The sequence below is a fragment of the Streptomyces sp. NPDC005483 genome, assembly GCF_040606035.1.
In the GTDB taxonomy this organism is placed as follows: domain Bacteria; phylum Actinomycetota; class Actinomycetes; order Streptomycetales; family Streptomycetaceae; genus Streptomyces.
In genome coordinates this window covers 1-17,828 of the sequence record NZ_JBEXEA010000048.1, presented here as the reverse complement: position 1 = coordinate 17,828, position 17,828 = coordinate 1, and the positions used below count along the sequence as shown (strand labels likewise).

Genomic DNA, 17,828 nt, shown 5'->3' with positions numbered 1-17,828 from the left:
CCGGAGTCACGGGTAGGGGCCCAGACGCGCGCAGGCCTCCTCGATCAACTCCCCATCCACTTGCCGTGCGGGGTCGCGCTCACGGGCCGCGTACACATGCGACGTGATCTTCGCCCAGGTACGGAAATTGCCGTGCGCCCGCTGCTCATCCACCCGCGCCACCTCGTCCGGGTCCGCCTGCGCCCACACCGGATGGAACAGGCTCAGCGTCTGTAGTAGTTGCGACGGCTCGAGCCGGCCGACCTGGTGCCAGGTCAGCACCCGCGACCGCAACGCCGACGCCCGCGCCACCGCGCGTTCGCTTCCCGCCCCGCACAGCACCAGCGCCGCCGCACAACCCGGCGCATCCCACAACTGCCGCAGATAATCCAGCAACGGCGGCGTCAGCCGCTGGGCGTCATCAACGACCAGCACCCCCGGCTGGGCCAGCGCCCCCGCCAGCGCCTGACCGGCCGGCCCGGCCCGGTGCGTCAGCGCCCCCACCGGCAACCCGAGCGCCTCACACAAGGAGGCCCGCAGCTGCGGCAGACCAGGCGCCACCCCGGCCACCGCCCGCCACACCGGCACCCGGCCGGGCAGAAGACGCACCACCTGCTCCACCGCGACCGACTTGCCCAAGCCCGGATCCCCGAACACACAGCACATCCCGCGGGCCGCGACCGTATGCCCCACCGCCTCCACCACCCCGGCCACCTGCCGCGTCGACACCAGCCGCGCCCCCGGCACATACAACCGCACCCCACCAGCCCGCACCCCCACACCCGCGGCGCCGGCTGCGGCATCTGGCTGGCCCTGCGCCGCAGACCTATCGCTGGCCGGCTCCTCGACCACCAGCGGGCCGCCCGCCCCGTCGGTGAGCCCCAACTCCGCCAACGCCCGGTCATACGGACTCGGCTCCACCCCAGCACGGGCCCCTGCCGGACGCGCCACCTCCAGCACCCGGCCCGCCCCCAGATCCCGCTTGATCACCCGGTGCAACGTCGGAATCGACGGCACGCACCGCGCACCCCACTCCTCCAACACTCCATGTTCCTGAGCTGCAAGCATCCTGCGCCGCAACTCCGCGACGTTCCCACCCGCCTGAGCGAGGACCTCCCACAAGGCGTCACTCAGCGAAAACCCGTCCCGCCGCGGCCGCGCCTCAACCTGACCCCGGCGCCCCTCCGCCAGCCACCGCCACACCGTCCGCTCCGACACCCCCGCCAACTCCGCCGCGATCCGCACATGCAGCGTCGACAACACCCCCTCCCCCAGCCCCTCCACCGCAAGAAGCCGCCGCACCACCACACCCCGCGCCAACCGCGCAGCGCCAGAAGCCGACCCCGCCCCAGCCCCCGCCGAAACCCCCGTCGTCATACCCGCAAGCTCACCCGCCCCCGACAGGCACTCACACAGGAACAGGCAAACCCATGACAGCCACAACCCAACCTGCTAGCCGCCCCACAACAGCCCCCTGGTCACCCCACGACAGCGACCAACACCCTGTCCAGGACCGCTACCAGGACATCCACACCGCAATCCCGCTGACGCCCACCCACTGCCACCCCACCACCCACTCACACCCGCTTCTTCGCCTCCGCCTCGAAGACACGGTTGCGTTCGGTGAAACCGGTGTCGCGAAGTGTCTCGTCGAGAGGGCGCACGAGATGCCGTTTCCGTACGCCGGTGTTCTCGATCAGTCGCAGCGCCAGGCGGAGTTCAGGGTGTCCGGCGTGCAGTCTAGAGGCCAGGTCGAGGGTGTCGGCCTGGCTGAAATCGCCGGTGTGCAGAGCAGTACTGCGGGCAGGTCCGACCCGTCCGCTACCCGGTTCGAGCCGATCATCACGCGCGTTCTCGTTCCTGTGGGCCGCATGCGACCGACGGCGAGCGCCCTGCCTCGGCGGGATCCTCCTTCGCTACGTCAACGGGTACGCGAATGTGGTTGGTTCACGTCAGGACGGGCGCGGTCCCGCGTGGGCGTCAGCAAGGGCGACCGGTTCGGCGCCGATGTCGTCCAGGTGCCGTCCGGCCTCTCCCGGGCGCGTGCCTTGTGGCAGGCGGGGCGCCGATGCGTCCGGCTCAGGCTGCCAAAGCCGATGGTGGTGACGTGTTCGTACTGGCCCCACTGAGAGCCGACGTCGACGCCTTGGTCGATCCACGCGTCGTCGGGGGACTGCTCGTCGTCGGCCGCCCGGGCGGCAGCAATCCGGTCCCAGCGGCGGCACGCGCCGGTGTAGCCAGGTGGCACGGTCCTTCTCCCGCTCACACCCATCCCGCGCGATACACCAACAGCGCGATCTGTACGCGATTGTTCAGGTCCAGCTTGGTCAGGATGTGGCTGACGTGTGCCTTCACCGTGGGCAGGCTCATGTAACACTCCGTGGCGATGTCCGCGTTGGTGCTGCCACGGGCCACAGCGATGGCGACCTCCCGCTCCCGTTCCCCCAGCAGGCGCAGCCGTGACTCGGCCATGGCGCGTTCGTCGTCGCGTCCTGGGTCGGTGGTTCGGGTGACGGCGCCGATGAGCTGTTTGACCGCGTCGGGCGAGAGCACCGGTTCTCCCGCCATCGTGTTGCGCACCGCAGCGACGATCTGCGCGGGTGGGGTGTGCTTGAGGAGGTATCCGGCCGCACCGGCTCGTAGCGCGCTCAGAATGTAGCCGTCGGTGGTGAAGGTGGTGAGGATCAGCACCTGGGGCGCATCGGGCCGACGGCGCAGTGCCTCGGTGGCGGCCAGGCCGTCAAGGCGGGGCATCCGGATGTCCATCAGCACCAGGTCGGGGCGGACCCGGTCGACCATGGTCAGTACGTCGGCGCCGTCTTCGGCTTCTCCGACGACGTCGATGTCGTCCGCTCCGCTGAAGATCAGGCCGAGCCCGGAACGTACGAGGGGATCGTCATCGACGACGAGTACACGGATCAGGGGGTCCATGGCAGCCACACGTCGAGGTGAAAGCCGGTGGGGGTGAGACGGTGGCTCATCCGCCCGCCGGCCAGGTGGACCCGTTCGTGCATGCCGATGAGCCCCTGGCCGGAACCCTGGAGTCGGGTGACCGGCGTGGACTGGACGGCATTGACGGCGGCGATTCTGAGACCGCCTTCGGCGCCTCCCGTGAGGGTCAGGGACACACGTGTGTCGGGAGCGTGCTTGCGATGGTTGGTCAGGGCCTCCTGCAGAACCCGGTAGGCGGTGCGGCCGATGGTGGTGTCCATGGTGGCCAGGTCGTCGAGTCGCTGGTGCACCTCGATGTCCGCTCCGGCGGCGCGGGCCTCGTCGATCAGTCTGCTGGTGTCACGGAGGGCGGGCTGGGGCGACGACGGCACGTGGTCGTCGATGACGGGTGCGCGCAGAACACGCAGGACGCCCTGGAGGTCTTCCAGGGCCTGGCCCGCGCTCTGCCGGATCACGCCGGCGGCCTCGGCCACCCGTTCCGGGGAGGCTGTGGGATGGAACTCGAGTGCTCCGGCGTGCATGCTCAGCAGGGTCAGTCTGTGTGCCAGTACGTCGTGCATCTCGCGGGCGATCTCCTCCCGGGCGTGCTGGCGGGCCTGGGCGGCGCGCCGGTCGGCCTCCTGCTCGGCGTGCAGGGCGCGTTCGTGTGCGCCCTCGACGTACAGGCCCCAGCCAACTGCGCCGACGACCAGGGCCACGGCCGAGACGGTGGTCGCGGGGTCGGCCGATCCGATGGGTGGCAGCAGCGGCTGTACGACCACGGGGAGCAGGGCCACGACGGCTGTCGCGGCGGCGGCCCGGGTGTTCTGGTGACGGGCGACGGTGTACAGGGCCACCAGCAGGGGAACGACGACGGGCCAACCGACGGAGAGGACCACCAGAACAAGAGAGAGCGCCACGGGGTGGCAGCGCCGCCAGTAGAGAGCCGCGCAGGCCAACGGGGGTACATAGGCGGTAGGCGCGGCGGCCGGCCATCCCGCGGGCAGCAGGTATTGCAGGACCGCACCGTGGGACAACTGGGGGTAGACCCACAACCCCGCGGACTGTGCCCTGGACACGAGCAGGGTCAGCGCCGCGGCCGCGGCGGCAACGGCCGCGTCCGTGAACCGGGGGTGCCGGTGCCACACCTGTTGTATGTCGATCACTCACGCCACGGTAAACGGTACGTCCTCTCCAGCCAACCAGCTCCGGCTTCCAGTAGAAATTCCTATACCAAAGTATAGAAGATCTGCCGTGCGTATTGTTCTTTCGATCTGCCGAAGACATTCTCATTGCGGAATCGTCGAGCCGGCGCCGCGCATAACGTTGAGCGCATGAATCTCACGGAAAAAGCAAAGATTTCGTCCGGCGCCAGTTTCGTCTCAGGATTTATCGGGATCCTGGGTCTGGCGCTCGTCACACTCGGAGCAGTGCAGGGCATCGGTCGCCTGTGGGCGCATCTCGAGATACAGCTCTGGGCCGTACCGGGTCTGGCACCGGCACTCGTACTCGTCATCGGCGCCCTGTTGATAGCCGGATCGTTCTACACCTTCTCCCGCCGGTCCTTCGGGACCCCGGCGGACGACGGGCGATGAAGGCGGCCCGGTACGTCCGTGCGCTGCTGGCTCTGGTGGCGGCCGGTTCGCTGGCCGCCACCACCGGCTGCAGCACCCTGCACGGGGTGACGTCGCCACGCAGCGCCCGCGCATCGGCAAGCGGCTCGACATCGACGTCCGCACACGGGCCCGGGACCACCGACGTGGACTGCAACAAGGCCAAATGTGTTGCGCTCACTTTCGACGGTGGTCCGAGCAAGCCCACTCCGAATCTGCTCGACATTCTGCGGGAAAAGCATGTGCACGCCACTTTCTTCGTGCAGGGAAAAGGACATACGGATACCTATTCCAAAACGCTTTCCCGAATGGCTCGCGAAGGCCACGAGATAGGCAATCACACCTGGTCGCACAAGATCCTCACCAAGCTTTCGGTACGGCAGATCCACGCCGAACTGGACCCCGTGCAGGAAGCGGTACGTGAGATCACCGGGCATACGCCCGTACTCATGCGTCCACCACAGGGCCGGACCGACGACAAGGTGTCCGAAGTCCTGAGGAAGATGGGTCTGGCACAGGTGCTGTGGAGTGTCACCGCCAAGGACTACGCCACCACGGACACCGCTGTGATCACCAAGAGGGTGCTGGAGCAGACCCGTCGCGACGGGATCATCCTGCTGCACGACCGGTACCCGGGCACGATCCCGGCCGTGCCAGGAATCATCGACACCCTGCGTGAACGGGGCTACACCATCGTGACAGTCTCGCAGTTGCTCGCCCCGGCCGAGCCGGTTCCCGGCACGGTGTATCGCCCCTGACTTCCATGGGCGGGCCGCGTAGGCGTCCGCACCGCCGCAGGTGGTCCGCCGGTTCGCTCCGGTACCCGCGCGGTACGCCGTGATCTCCTTGAGCGCCCTGGCACGACTGCCCCTTTCGCCACGTGGACGTCACCGTCGACAAGAGGGTCTCCGCCGGGCCCAGCAGGTAGGTGTTGGCGTGGGTGACCAGCTCGCCGACGGCCGGCCGGGTCACAGTCGACCACTCACACGTGTGAGACCGTGTGTTCACACGTATGACTGGTCTCTTCGTCGTGAGGCTGAGGGGCGTTCTGAGTCGCCTCGCGGAACCGACGGACTGCTTTGACACGGAAATGGTCACGGAATCAGACACGAATTACGACTTCGTCATCGCCGGTGCCAGCACGGCCGGAAGTGTGCTGGCCTCACGGCTGTCGGAGGATCCGGGCAGGCGGGTTCTCCTGCTGGAGGCCGGAGAGGCCGAACCATTGGACCTGATGTCCGTCCCCGGCGCCTGGCCCGCGTTGATGGGCAGCACGGCGGACTGGGGCGGCGTCTCCACCGAGCAGGCTTTCACGGGTGCGGAAATGCCGCTGCCGCGTGGCCGGGCGCTCGGCGGCTCCTCCAGCATCAAAGGACTGAACTTCGTGCGTGGCCACCGGTCGAGCTACGACCGCTGGCTGGCCGAGGGCGCGTCGGGCTGGGGCTTCGACGACCTGCTGCCCTACTTCCGGCGCAGTGAGACCGCAGCCGGCCGTGACCCCGCGCTGCGCGGACAGGACGGCCCGCTTCGGGTCGGTCCGCCGGCCACCCCCAACCCGGTGATCGCGGCCTGTGTGGAGGCGGGACACCGCCGGGCCGACGACATCAGCGGCGGTCTGGAGACCGGCTTCGGCTGGTGCGATAACACGATCGCCGACGGGCAGCGGCAGAGCGCGGCCGACGCCTATCTGCGGCCGGTCCTCGCCGACCGCCCCGGCCTGACGGTGGTCACCGGCGCCGTCGTCACGCGCCTCGTCCTGTCCGAGGGCCGCTGCACCGGCGTCGAGTACCTTCTCGGCGACGTCACGCACACCGCCGCGGCCACGGCCGAGGTCATCCTCACCGCCGGCGCGATCGGCACCCCCCACCTGCTCATGCTCTCCGGCATCGGTCCGAAGGGTCATCTCGTGGAGACCGGGGTCGAGCCCGTCCTGGACCTGCCCGGTGTGGGCGCCAACCTCCAGGATAACGCCATGTCTACGCTGACCTACACCGCGCGGCAGCCCGTCCCCTCGGACGTTACCAGTCCCCCCGGTGAGGGGGTCGGACTCGTACGCGTCACCCCCGATGCGGAAGGTCCCGACCTCCAGATCCTCTTCGTCAGTCTTCCCTACCGGGCCCCGTCACTGCCCGGCCCTGTGAACGGCTACACCATCGGCTTCTCCGTGATGACCCCGCACAGCCGGGGATCCGTCCGGCTGGCCGCCGCGGATCCGCGTGTGCCTCCGCTGGTGGACCCGAACTACCTGGGCGACGAGCGAGACGTCGCCACACTGACGGCGGGTCTGCGGATCGCCCGTGAAATCGGCGAAGCCCCCGCTCTGGCCGAGCCCCTGTCCTATGAGGTGCGAATGAAAACGAATGCTGCGGTTCTCTTCGAGGTCGGCAAGCCTTTCGAAGTGGTCGAACTCGGCCTGCGCCGCCCCAAGGACGGTGAAGTGCTGGTCAAGGTCGAGGCGGCGGGGCTGTGCCACTCCGAAATTCATCTGCAGAACGGGGACTTGCCCACGGCTCTGCCCATCGTGGCAGGACACGAGGCGACGGGAATCGTGGAAGAGTTCGGTCCCGGCGTCGGCAAAGTGAAGCCCGGAGACCGGGTGGTGTGCACGTTCGTCCCGAGCTGTGGTCTGTGCCGCTACTGCTCGACCGGTCGCCAGAGCCTCTGTGTCTTCGGGGACCAGCCGGACGGTCCCCTGTCGGACGGCACGTACCGCTTCCACCTGAACCACCAGGATATCGGCTCCTTCCGGCAGTTGGGTGCCTTTCCGGAACGGCTGGTGGCCTCGGAGCGGTCGGTGGTGCGCATCGACAGTTCGATACCTGCCGCAGAGGCAGTGCTGGTCAGCTGCGGCGTCCCGACCGGGTTCGGCACGGCGACCGTAGCCGGGGGTGTGTCCGCCGGTGACACGGTCGTCGTCTTCGGTATCGGCGGCATCGGCATCAACGCGGTCCAGGGGGCCGTGCACGCGGGTGCGGCCAACGTCGTGGCAGTCGATCCGGTCGAGATGAAGCGGACGGCGGCCAAGAGCTTCGGGGCCACCCCACGCTTTCGCCGAGGCGGGGCCGGCCTTGGAGAAGGTGAAGGAGCTCACGCACGGCGCGATGGCCGACCAGGCACTGATCACCGTGGGCCAGGTGGACCGCGAGGTGGTGCAGCAGGCTCAGCTGGCCGTGGGCAAGTCCGGCGTCGTCGTCATCACGGGACTGGCCAACTCGTCGTTCGGGATCCACTCGGTCGCCGACTGGATGCTCCAGCGCCAGGTGGAGATCAAGGGTTCCATGAACCCTCAGTTCGACATCCCCCGGCTGCTGGACCTGCACCGCTCCGGTTATCTCCGGCTGGACGGACTGGTGACGGCCGCTTACCGGCTGGATCAGATCAACGAGGGCTGTCAGGACCTCCGCGAGGGCAAGAACATCCGAGGCGTCATCGTTTTCGACTGACACGGGTCTCGGACCACTCGACGGGTCGCGGGAGCTCCCGAGCGATGCCAGGCGAGCGAAGGCGCCCTTCCGCATACGGCCCCTGTACGAACACGTATCTCAGGGCCGATGTTCGGCTGGAAAAACCAGGGATCATCACCGGCTGAACCTCGGGCCGATCTTCCTACGTTGCCCAGATGACACCCCCCGCGCCACGAGGCGTCGGGGCGTGCAGCCAGATCAGGGCCCTCCCGACGAGGTGGCTGGCTGCCCATCGATGAGAACGGAATTTCCATGCACATCACACGAGATCTCGGACGCCGCTCGACGGTCGCCCTCGGTGCCACTCTCGCCGCTGGCGCGGCCGTCATCGCCCTCGGCTCGCCCGCCTCCGCGGACATCAGCAACCACCGGGTGCAGCTGTGCGCACAGGGCAACTACGTTGCCGACATCACGTGGTCCACAGGCCTCCACTCCTTCGTGGTCAACCCGGGAGACTGCCAGACCTTCGACATCGTAGGCACGGGCCCGTACACCATCGGCGGCTTCTACAACGTCAGCAAGGCCCACTTCAACATCACCACCGTGCTGCCGACCCCCGGCGGCTTCAACTCCAGCACCCCGGGATCCAAGTGGGGAGCGGAGGGCACCACCACCGATCCCTACGTCGTCCGCTGGCAGTAGAGAAGCGCTCGCGGTCCTCGGTGAGCGGCAACTGAGTCCGCCCGAAGACCGTCGTGCGGGGTGGTGCCTTCTTCGGCCCTGACGGTGCCGGGCCACGGCCCGGTGCCGTCGAGGCGCAGGAGGATCAGCGGAGCGGCCGGAGCCCCTGGTGGATGCGGACACGCGCGCTCTGGCTCCGGCCGCCGGCTTGAGCCGGAACGGTCCCGCCGGCTTGAGAACACTCGGCCCCAGCCTGCTGCCCGCAGCATCGGTGCTGGGTCAAGCCGTAGGCATGAAGGCGGCTTTCGGCTGCACAGAGCCGGTCCCTCGGATGCGCCCTGTCGTGGGCAAGCGCACGGGGTCGTCCACGTCGTCGTGCGCTTGCCGGCGCTCGGCGGACCGACGATCTCCTCGCGCGCGTTGGCCACATCACCAGTGAAGTCGGCGAGATCGACGTAGTGCCCCCTGTCGAAACAGGACCGCTTTCCGCTCCCGGTCAGCAGGCGGGCGAGCCGAAGCACGACAGGTGTCACGTAGGCAGGGGTCAGCTCACTGTGCCACCGACGCCGGGCAGTGCTGTGATGTGCCTGGCGGGGATAAACGAAGGCGATGGTGGCTTGAGGCAGAGCATGATCTGCCGGGTGAAGAGAGACGTGGGTACGGGCGTAGGCGTGGATGGTGCCGCCGTATGGCATGAGCGGCTGGGGTGGGCGTTCGGGCTGATAGCAAGCGATCCGGCTGAACGTTCCGCGGCTCTTGCCCGTCTGGCTGACGCCGAGAGGAACGTCCAGGACGCTCTGCATCGGTTCAACAAGGGGTCTGTGTAGCGAACGGTGGAACTCAGTCGGTTTTGTTCAGCGGCGTCTGGCGGTGAGCCGGCCGTCGAAGGTGATGTCGAAGGCTTGGAGCGCGGCCTTCCAGCGCATGGTCCAGCGTTTGCGTCCGGTGCCGGTCGGGTCCAGGCTCATGACGGCCAGGTAGACGCACTTGAGGGCAGCCTGGTCGGTTGGGAAGTGTCCTCGGGCCCGGACGGCCTTGCGGATCCGCGCGTTGATGCTTTCGATCGCGTTCGTAGTGCAGACGATCTTGCGGATCTCCACGTCGAACCGGAGGAAGGGCACGAACTCCGCCCAGGCCGCCTCCCAGAGCCGCACGATCGCGGGGTACTTCTTGCCCCAGGCCTCGCTGAACTCCATGAAGCGTTCCAGGGCCGCGTCCTCGGTCGGTGCGGTGCAGACGGGCTTGAGCGCCTTGGCGATCTTCTCCCAGTCCTGGCGGCCCGCGTAACGGAAGCTGTTCCGCAGCAGGTGAACGACACAGGTCTGGACGATCGTCGCAGGCCAGACCGTGTTCACGGCGTCCGGGAGGCCGGTGAGACCGTCGCAGACCAACATCAGGACATCGGCCGCACCGCGATTCTTGATCTCCGTCAGGACCTGAAGCCAGTACTTCGCGCCCTCCCCGCCGTCGCCGATCCACAAGCCCAGGATGTCCCGGTGCCCCTCGGCGGTGACCGCCACCGCCATATAAACGGGCCGGTTGGCGACCTGCCCGTCCCTGACCTTCACGTTCACACAATCGATGAAGACGACCGGGTAGACGCTGTCCAGCGGACGGTTCTGCCATTCCGTCATGCCAGCCATCACGCTCTCGGTGATCGTGGAGATGGTGGACTTGGAGATCTCCGCGCCGTACACCTCGGCGAAATGCGCGGAGATCTCCCCATGCGTCAGCCCTTTCGCCGACAGCGACAGAACCATCTCGTCCACCCCGCCCAGACGCCGCTGACGCTTCTTGACCAGCTGCGGCTCGAACGACCCGGCCCGGTCCCGCGGCACCGCGATCTCGACCGGCCCCGACTCGGTGATCACCGTCTTGGGCCGGTGCCCGTTGCGGTAGTTCTCCCGACCGCCCTCGGCCCGCTCACCGGGCTCATGCCCCAGATGATCGGTGAGTTCACCCTCCAGCGCGGACTCCAGCACCCGCTTCGTCAGCTGCTGCAGCAGCCCGCCCTCGCCGGTCAACTGCAGGCCCTCGCTCCGGGCCCGGTCCACCAGCATCGCGATCAGCTGGTCACCCGCAACCTGCGGAGCCTGAGCCGCTTCAGCGGCCCCGACCTGCTCCAACTCCACGCTCTGATCCGTCACTTGGCTTCTCCTCCTTGCTGGGCGGATCAGCCGTTATTTTTACAGTCCCGGGGAAGGCCGTGGTGCCGTAGTGCCTGGCTGTCCGCACGGTGACAGGGACAACCGCGCACGGTATACAGAAGTAGCGGCCAAGAATACACACGTGTCTCTCGCCGATGCTCGCCCGAGGGTCCCCTTCAAATGGCCCGATCACGGGACGTGTTCCTAGAATGACTCAGACGTCAACGCTGGGGCCGGACACCGCGTTCGATACCTCGCCGAAGGCCACCATCCCCGCCGGTGTGGTCCTACGATTCGCCATCACGCAAACGGGGACAAAACCCTTCGCCACGCGGCTCAGTTGGACACGTGTGTCAGTCGAGAGGCACATGGAACCGGACTGGTCGGCGGCCGTCGACGCCTCCTGGGTGCGCCGAGGAACCCGCACAGTGCCCGCCGCCGACCTCATGTTCCTCGCCGTGCCGACGCCGTGTCCTCAGGAATTGGTGACGATCGCGGCCACTGACAAGGCATTGACCGCCCCCGGGCGGGGGTGCAGACCGGCTAGCTGGAGCGGGCGGGGGTCCCGGCGAATGGCGGAAGGTCCCGCCGTTTGATCGGCACTCGCCGTCGGACATACCTGCACACGCGTCTCGGACATAGACGTGTCACACACAAACAGGCGTATCAAGCCAGCCGATCGCCTCGCCCCACCCTCGCAAGTCATCACCTGCTTGACAGGTGATTCACGGTATACAAGACTCGCCCTGCTTGAGCGGATCACCGCCTCAACTGGTGTTGCCGGTATGCCAGGTGTGCTCACCAAAGCCCCTCCGGCACCCCGTTCTCGCTCGGACGTCAGTTGCCAACTCACCAACGAGACAAGGAGTTGCCCCCCATGAACCCGTCCGGACACACCCAACCCACAGGCCGACGCCGGTTCCTCGGCCTCGCCGCGGGCACCGCCGTCGCCACCCAAGTCGGCATGCCCGGCAGCGCGCGGGCGGCGACGGGCGGGGGGGCGTTAACAGCTTCCGCCCCGACGGGCGCCACCCGCCCCACCCAGCCGGGTGCTGAAGTCCGCCCCTTCCGCATCCGGGTTCCCCAGCGGGAGATCAGCGACCTTCGGCGACGGCTGCGGGCGATCCGCTGGCCCGACCGGGAGACCGTCAAAAACCGTTCCCAGGGGGCCCAGTTGGCGAAGGTACGTCCGCTCATCGAGTACTGGGCAACCGAGTACGACTGGCGCAAGGTCGAGGCGAGGCTCAACTCCCTGCCTCAGTTCATCACGGAGATCGACGGTGTGGACATCCAGTTCGCCCACATCCGCTCACCGCACCCCAACGCCCTGCCCATGCTCATGACGCACGGCTGGCCAGGCTCGATCATCGAGCTCCTGAAGATCATCGATCCACTCACGAACCCGACGGCCCATGGCGGCCGCGCCGATGACGCCTTCCACCTCGTCCTGCCGACACTGCCCGGGCACGGCTTCTCCGGCAAGCCGACGACGACCGGGTGGAACCCGGCCCGCATGGCGACCGCCCTCCACCAGCTCATGCTCCGGCTGGGATACCGGCACTACGTCTCCCAGGGCGGCGACCACGGGTCGATCATCGCCCAGATCCAGGCCACGAAGCGGTTCGACGGGCTGCTCGGCATCCACGTCAACATGCCCGGCACCGTACCGCCGGACGTCCTACGTCACCTGCGCAACTTCGATGCCGCGCCCTCCAGCCTGTCCGCTCGCGAGAAGATCGCCTATGACAGGCTGCTGCACTTCTACCGCGAGGGTTTCGGCTATGCGGCCATGATGAACGAGAGCCCGCAGACCATCGGTTACGCCCTCGCCGACTCGCCCCTCGCGATGGCGGCGTACTACTACGACAAGATCGCGGAGTGGACCGACTCCGGCGGTGAGCCCGAGAAGGTCCTCACCTACGACGAGATGCTCGACGCCATCTCTGTGTACTGGCTGACCAACACAGGCGCATCCTCCTCCCGGCTCTACTGGGAAGGCACTCAGGCCGGCGGCGGCCCGTTCAACGCGGTCCACATCCCCGACGTCCCCGTAGCGGTCACGGTGTTCCCGGCCGAGATCTACCCCGCCCCGCGGAGCTGGGGTGAACGGGCCTACGGCAACCTCATCCACTGGAACGAGGTCGACCGTGGTGGCCACTTCGCCGCTTGGGAACAGCCCCAACTCCTAGCCCAGGAACTACGCACGGCCTTCAGGCCACTGCGCGGCTGAGCCGGGCACCACGTGCGCCCTCGGCTGCCGGCTGAGGCACCGGCCACCGTCGGGCGGCGATGCGATCCCGTGAACGCAGACATGGGCTGATCCGGGTGTGGTGAACGAGGGTGGTGGTGCAGGCCAGTCACGTAAGGCGGCCGTCTGAGTCGGTTCGCCGGGACAGCGGCGGCATGCGTTTAGCACTCAGCCGCTCGCCGGCGTCCCCAGGACGACCGTCAGTGACGTGTAACCGTTGATCACCGGGGGGGACCAGCGGGGTCAGGGAGCGCTCGGAGTCGGCCATGCGCATCTGCGGGTAACGGGCGTCTGCTCGTGGGGTGCCGTCGCGCTCTCCAGCCGTGCCGGCGCGGCGCCGCGGCAGTGGTGCCGACCGGCGCCGAAGGCAAGCTTGCGTCCCGGGACGGCACGCAGGTCGAAGCAGGCCGATCCGGCGCTGCGCCGGTTGGGGGTGTGCCGCCGCCAGCGCGACGAGGATCGGCTCTCCGCACCGTACGGTGACGACGTGGATGTCGGTGTCGCGCAGCGCGTACCGCAGGTAGACGCCGCGCAGCGGAGCGTTCCAGTGCAGTCCCGCCTCCACGGCGTCCGGCCAGCCGATGACTCCCTCTCGCAGCAGGGCCATCTGGTCCGGATGGGTCAGCAGCGCGTGCACCGTGTTGGACAGGGAGTTGGCCGTGGTCTCGTGGCCAGCAGGATGATCTCCAGGCTGCCGCGGTACCGATGGCGCGGCACCCCCGGATCTTGGCGATCTGCCCGGTCAGCGAGCCGACCGAGCCGACCGCCGCGGAGACGACCACTGTCTGGCCGGGCTCGGGACGGCCGATGTCGAGGAGGCCGAAGTGGGCGGTGAGTCCGCTGTAGCCGAGAGCGCCGAGGTGGACCGGCGCGTCCCCGAGGGAGAGGTCGACGGGGGCGACGTCCCGGCCGTCGCTGAGCGCGTACCGCTGGACTCCGAAGACTCCGCTCACCACCTCCCCTGTCTGGTGGTCGGGGTGCCGTGACTCGACGACGTGGCCGATGCCCGCGGCACGCATCACCTCGCCAGCCCGACGGGGGGCACGTAGCTGCGGCCCGCGTTCATCCAGGAGCGCATCGCCGGATCGAGGGAGAGGTAGTCGACCTCGACGAGGAACTCCCCTTCCCCGGGCTGCTGGGCGGGCTCCTCCGCGTACGCGAAGTCGGAGGCCGCGAGCAGGCCGACGGGGCGGGCCGCGAGGCGGTACAGGGCATTGGTGCGGGTCACGTGGGTGTCCTTCGTCGCGATGGAGTGCAAGGGCCCGGCCCTCACAGCCGGTCGATGCTGATGGGCAGGCCGAGCAGGTGGCGGCCCGTCGTCTCGTAGGTGTCGGCGTTCACCTGAATGTGGGCGGTCACGGTGTGGGCGTCCCGGAACCTGCGCTGCAACGGCGAGTCCTCGAAGATCGCCGTGCTGCCGCCGAGGCCGTACATCGCCGCCGTCACCTCCGCGGCGGTGCCGGCCGCATGGCTGGCCGCGAGCCGCAGGGCCACCCGCAGATCGGTGGAGACCGCCTCGGGTCGCCGGGCCGCCTCCCACGCCTCGGCCACCGAGTGGAAGTACAGAAGGCGCGCGGCCCGCAGTGCGGCCTCGGCCCGGGCCACCGCGGACTGTGTGGAAGCCCGTTCGGCGAGCGTCGTCTTCGTGCCGGACGGGCGGCGGACGGCGGCCAGGGCCACGAGGTCATCGATGGCTCCCCGGGCATTGCCGAGGGCTGCCGCGGCAACCGACAGGGCGAAGAAACCGAAGAGGGGGAAGCGGTGGAGTGCGGTGGCGTCGGCGGGCGGCCCGTCGACCAGGGAGCCCGTGCGATGATCCGGCACGAACACGTCGGTGGCCACGACGTCGTGGCTGCCGGTGCCGCGCAGGCCGCTGGTGTGCCAGGTGTCCCGTATCTCCAGCTCCTGGGTGGGCATGGCCACCACACGCAGGACAGGGGCGAAGCCCTCCGGCGCGTCCGGGTCGGCGAGGACGCAGCCGGCCATCAGCCAGTCGGCGTGGGACACCCCGCTGCAGAAGGCCCAGCGGCCGGAGATCCGCACTCCTCCGTCCACCGGGTGGGCCGTCGCGGTGGGTGCCCACACGCCGGAGGCCACCGAGCGTGCGCCGCCGAAGACCTCGGCGGCGCCCCTGGCGGGCAGGTAGGCGCTGATGCAGGCTGGTGGTGGCTGTGATGGCAGTGCACCAGCCCGCGGAGGCGTCGGCCCGCGCGATGGTCTCGACGGCGCCGAGCACCTGGTCCGGCGGCAGCTCGGGCCCGCCAAGCCGCGCGGGCACCCCGGCGCGCAGCAGCCCGCTGTCGATCAGGGCGGCGACGAGTTCTTCCGGGAGCGACCGGTGTTGCTCGGTGGTGGGAGCGAGGGAGCCGGCGAGGTCCGCGCAGCGGCGCACGGCGGATTCAGATAAACGATGCATCGTTAGAAACTCCTCGGGGTCGGGTGTGCGTGTCGGGTGTCAAGGGTGTCGGACTTGCCGGTGTGGGCTGTAGGCGGGGGATGCGGCGTCGTCGGTTGCCGCTCGAGGGATCGGCCGGTCCACCGGTCGACCTGGGGGACGCCAGCGTGTCTTTCCCACGTGTGGTGACGGGCGAGGTGTTCCTCACCGCCAGTCAAAGGCGCGAAACACCTCGCGGGCACCGTGTTCCGGCCACTTCCCCGGTGTCACCAGCCGGCCCCGGACGTCGCCGCGCTGGATCCGCTCCAGCCCCTCGTTGAGATCGGCGAACGGGATCTCTCCACGACCGGCTCCATGCGGCCCTGGGCGATGAAGTCGAGCACCTGCCGGAGTTCCTCCTTGCTCGCTCCGTAGGAGTAGCGCAGTTCGACGCTCTTGCGCACCAGATCCCCACTGGAGAAGGACGTCGTCCGCGAGCCCAGTCCGACAAGCACCACCCGTCCCCCGCAACGTACGACATCCACCGCGCCGGACGTCGTCGAGCCCACGCCCGCGAAGTCCACGACAGCGTCGGACCGCAGACCGGCGAGCGCCGTGAAGTCTGAGAAGCAGTCGCTCGCCCCAGCCGCGCGGGCCGCCTCGAAGGTGCCCGGGTCGATGTCGACTCCGTACACGGTGGCACCGGCAAGTACCGCGGTAGATACCCCGTTCAAGCCAAGGCCGCCGAGCCCGACGACGGTCACGATCTCACCCGGCCGGACCCGGGCCTCGGTGCGGATGGCGTGGTAGGCGGTGACGACCGAGTCCGTGGCGACGGCCGCGTGGACTGCGGAGACGCCCTCAGGCACGCATGCAGCCGCCCACCTCACATGATCAGCACACGATACGTATGCCGTACCTGCCCATTGCACCACGGCCCCTGACATCTGCCCCGCCCAAACGGCCACGACGGACAGGAGACGGATGCGTCAGGCCCACCAGACCGTCACCCCAGCACACCACCGCTGACGGCATCCACGGCCTCGCCCTGGCCGGCGAGATCGACCACACCACGGCACACACCCTCCGCCAGGCCCTCGTCACAGACGACGGATTCCCCCAGCACACGGTCATCGACTTCAACGACGTCACCTTCATGGACTCCAGCGGCATCAACGTCCTCGTCACCGCGAACAACAGCTCGAGCCGACAGCGGCCGGCTTCGCCTTGCCCCCACGCGCGTGCTGGACCTCGTCCACATCGTCGGTCTCAAAGCCGTCACCCCCCTCTACCCCAGCCTGCCCGGCGCCCTCACGGCACAGAACGCCATCTGACCGGCGCCTACTGCATCTTGACGAGGAACGTGGCCAGCGAGCCGGCGGTGTACACCATGGCGTAGTAGCGAAGGAGCGGCTGCCGGGGCGACATCCGCAGCAGGGCCAGCGCGAGGACCGTCGTCGCGCCTACCGCCCACACGTCGAAACCTGCCTTCTCGAAGGCGATGTTGGCGGTGATACCCGCACCGATGAAGAGGGCGTTCACGGTGAGCAGGGCGTTGTCCCATGCCAGTGGGGCCCGGTCGGTGGGGAAGAGTGCCTGTGCCAGCATCACCGTGACATTGAGCAGCGTGAAACCGGTGAGGAACACCACGTCGGAGAAGACGTCGTCGTTGAAGGCGACGATCTCGCACATCGGCGGAAAGCTCGCGGAGCAGAACCGGCCGTGCAGGTAGTTGGTGATTTCGTGATTGCCGAAGCTCAGGGCGTACAGGTAGGTGCCGGCTGTGAACAGGGCACCGAGCGCGAGGAGGCCCTTCCCCCACCGCTTGGACCCGTTGTGCACCACGTGCGCGGTGACCAGGTAGTACAGCAGCACGGTGCACAGGGCGAGCAGCATGTTGTCGACTTCGACCCAGCGCAGGAATTCATTGTCCGCGACGAACGCCAGGGTGCCGTGAGCCTTGCGGTTGACCGAGATGAGCACGACGACCAGTGACTCCAGCGTGAGCAGCACGTGCAGCCTGCTGTACGCGAGACGGTGCCCTCGGCCGGGTACGCCGGGGGTCACGCGGTGCCGGGGCGTGCGACGTCGGCCGCAGCCACCAGCGGGCACCGTCCTCGACGCTTGAGCTCGCCCGGCATGGTGGCCGTGAACTTCTCTACGGCGTCGATCCACACCTCTGCAGCGCCGTTTGTCTGCTGGACGTCGTTCATGTGTGCAGCTTAATCCGAGGAGGTGGGAACACATGTTTCGGGTCGTGGTGAAAAACTCCTGGTGGGACGGCCACTACTGGCTTGGGAAGGCGCGGACGGGTCCGGCGGCTCGCCGTTCCCGTCCGCGCGGTGGTGGCGCTGGAAGGTCAGTGTCGGCGGTACGACTGGACGTAGCCGTTCGCGGGTGTGCCCACGCCGGTGACGTCGTCGTATCCCTTCACGGCCTTGAGGGAGGTGT

The 17,828-nt window shown here is 68.5% G+C and carries 14 protein-coding genes and 4 pseudogenes; 6 read left to right on the top strand and 12 right to left on the bottom strand.

Annotated elements, in window-relative coordinates:
* Window positions 1-6: 6 nt before the first annotated feature.
* From ABZT06_RS44935 to ABZT06_RS44920, 4 genes and pseudogenes are all read right to left on the bottom strand, one after another.
* Window positions 7-1,239, bottom strand: a complete 1,233-nt coding sequence (locus tag ABZT06_RS44935) for an AAA family ATPase (protein ID WP_355754392.1) — start codon at window positions 1,237-1,239, stop codon at window positions 7-9.
* Between the two features lie 320 nt (window positions 1,240-1,559).
* A pseudogene (locus ABZT06_RS44930) lies at window positions 1,560-1,769 on the bottom strand (hypothetical protein); the annotation flags it as partial.
* Window positions 1,770-2,241: 472 nt separating this feature from the next.
* A complete protein-coding gene (locus ABZT06_RS44925) occupies window positions 2,242-2,910 on the bottom strand; it encodes a response regulator transcription factor (RefSeq protein ID WP_355754471.1) in 669 nt (222 codons plus the stop codon).
* Window positions 2,898-4,076 (bottom strand): histidine kinase, encoded by a 1,179-nt coding sequence (locus tag ABZT06_RS44920; protein ID WP_355754389.1) that lies wholly within the window; start codon window positions 4,074-4,076, stop codon window positions 2,898-2,900. The genes ABZT06_RS44925 and ABZT06_RS44920 overlap by 13 nt, the downstream gene beginning before the upstream one ends.
* A 168-nt stretch (window positions 4,077-4,244) precedes the next feature.
* Between ABZT06_RS44920 and ABZT06_RS44915 the strand changes: the two genes are divergently transcribed.
* From ABZT06_RS44915 to ABZT06_RS44900, 4 genes are all read left to right on the top strand, one after another.
* Entirely contained in the window at window positions 4,245-4,505 is a 261-nt protein-coding gene (locus tag ABZT06_RS44915) for a hypothetical protein (RefSeq protein ID WP_355754386.1), read from the top strand.
* On the top strand, window positions 4,502-5,281 hold the full coding sequence (locus ABZT06_RS44910; RefSeq protein WP_355754384.1) for a polysaccharide deacetylase family protein: 780 nt from the start codon (window positions 4,502-4,504) through the stop codon (window positions 5,279-5,281). The genes ABZT06_RS44915 and ABZT06_RS44910 overlap by 4 nt, the downstream gene beginning before the upstream one ends.
* A 254-nt stretch (window positions 5,282-5,535) precedes the next feature.
* A complete protein-coding gene (locus ABZT06_RS44905) occupies window positions 5,536-8,112 on the top strand; it encodes a GMC family oxidoreductase N-terminal domain-containing protein (RefSeq protein ID WP_355754382.1) in 2,577 nt (858 codons plus the stop codon).
* Window positions 8,113-8,239: 127 nt separating this feature from the next.
* Window positions 8,240-8,629 carry a hypothetical protein gene (locus ABZT06_RS44900; protein WP_355754379.1) on the top strand — a complete coding sequence of 130 codons (390 nt, stop codon included), beginning with the start codon at window positions 8,240-8,242 and terminating at the stop codon, window positions 8,627-8,629.
* Window positions 8,630-9,462: 833 nt separating this feature from the next.
* On the opposite strand, the gene ABZT06_RS44895 is transcribed toward ABZT06_RS44900, so the two are convergent.
* On the bottom strand, window positions 9,463-10,668 hold the full coding sequence (locus ABZT06_RS44895) for an IS256 family transposase (RefSeq protein WP_355754468.1): 1,206 nt from the start codon (window positions 10,666-10,668) through the stop codon (window positions 9,463-9,465).
* Window positions 10,669-11,632: 964 nt separating this feature from the next.
* Here ABZT06_RS44895 and ABZT06_RS44890 point away from each other — a divergent pair.
* Entirely contained in the window at window positions 11,633-12,985 is a 1,353-nt protein-coding gene (locus ABZT06_RS44890) for an alpha/beta fold hydrolase (protein ID WP_355754377.1), read from the top strand.
* 127 nt (window positions 12,986-13,112) lie between these two features.
* On the opposite strand, the gene ABZT06_RS44885 is transcribed toward ABZT06_RS44890, so the two are convergent.
* The 5 genes and pseudogenes from ABZT06_RS44885 to ABZT06_RS44865 all read right to left on the bottom strand — a co-directional run bounded on the left by ABZT06_RS44885 (window position 13,113) and on the right by ABZT06_RS44865 (window position 16,246).
* Complete coding sequence (locus ABZT06_RS44885) at window positions 13,113-13,640, bottom strand: hypothetical protein (protein ID WP_355754475.1); 528 nt, start codon at window positions 13,638-13,640, stop codon at window positions 13,113-13,115.
* A gap of 64 nt (window positions 13,641-13,704) precedes the next feature.
* Window positions 13,705-14,231, bottom strand: a pseudogene (locus ABZT06_RS44880) (NADP-dependent oxidoreductase); the annotation flags it as partial.
* Window positions 14,232-14,272: 41 nt separating this feature from the next.
* Window positions 14,273-15,088, bottom strand: coding sequence for an acyl-CoA dehydrogenase family protein (locus tag ABZT06_RS44875; protein WP_355754375.1), 816 nt, complete (start codon window positions 15,086-15,088; stop codon window positions 14,273-14,275).
* A gap of 148 nt (window positions 15,089-15,236) precedes the next feature.
* A pseudogene (locus ABZT06_RS44870) lies at window positions 15,237-15,419 on the bottom strand (hypothetical protein); the annotation flags it as partial.
* A gap of 245 nt (window positions 15,420-15,664) precedes the next feature.
* Window positions 15,665-16,246 (bottom strand): zinc-binding dehydrogenase, encoded by a 582-nt coding sequence (locus tag ABZT06_RS44865; protein WP_355754372.1) that lies wholly within the window; start codon window positions 16,244-16,246, stop codon window positions 15,665-15,667.
* A 2-nt stretch (window positions 16,247-16,248) separates the two neighbouring features.
* Here ABZT06_RS44865 and ABZT06_RS44860 point away from each other — a divergent pair.
* A pseudogene (locus ABZT06_RS44860) lies at window positions 16,249-16,524 on the top strand (hypothetical protein); the annotation flags it as partial.
* A 194-nt stretch (window positions 16,525-16,718) separates the two neighbouring features.
* Here ABZT06_RS44860 and ABZT06_RS44855 read toward each other — a convergent pair.
* Both ABZT06_RS44855 and ABZT06_RS44850 read right to left on the bottom strand, forming a co-directional pair.
* On the bottom strand, window positions 16,719-17,444 hold the full coding sequence (locus tag ABZT06_RS44855) for a hypothetical protein (RefSeq protein WP_355754369.1): 726 nt from the start codon (window positions 17,442-17,444) through the stop codon (window positions 16,719-16,721).
* On the bottom strand, window positions 17,441-17,590 hold the full coding sequence (locus ABZT06_RS44850; protein WP_355754367.1) for a hypothetical protein: 150 nt from the start codon (window positions 17,588-17,590) through the stop codon (window positions 17,441-17,443). Before ABZT06_RS44850 ends, ABZT06_RS44855 begins: the two co-directional genes overlap by 4 nt.
* Between the last annotated feature and the right edge of the window lie 238 nt (window positions 17,591-17,828).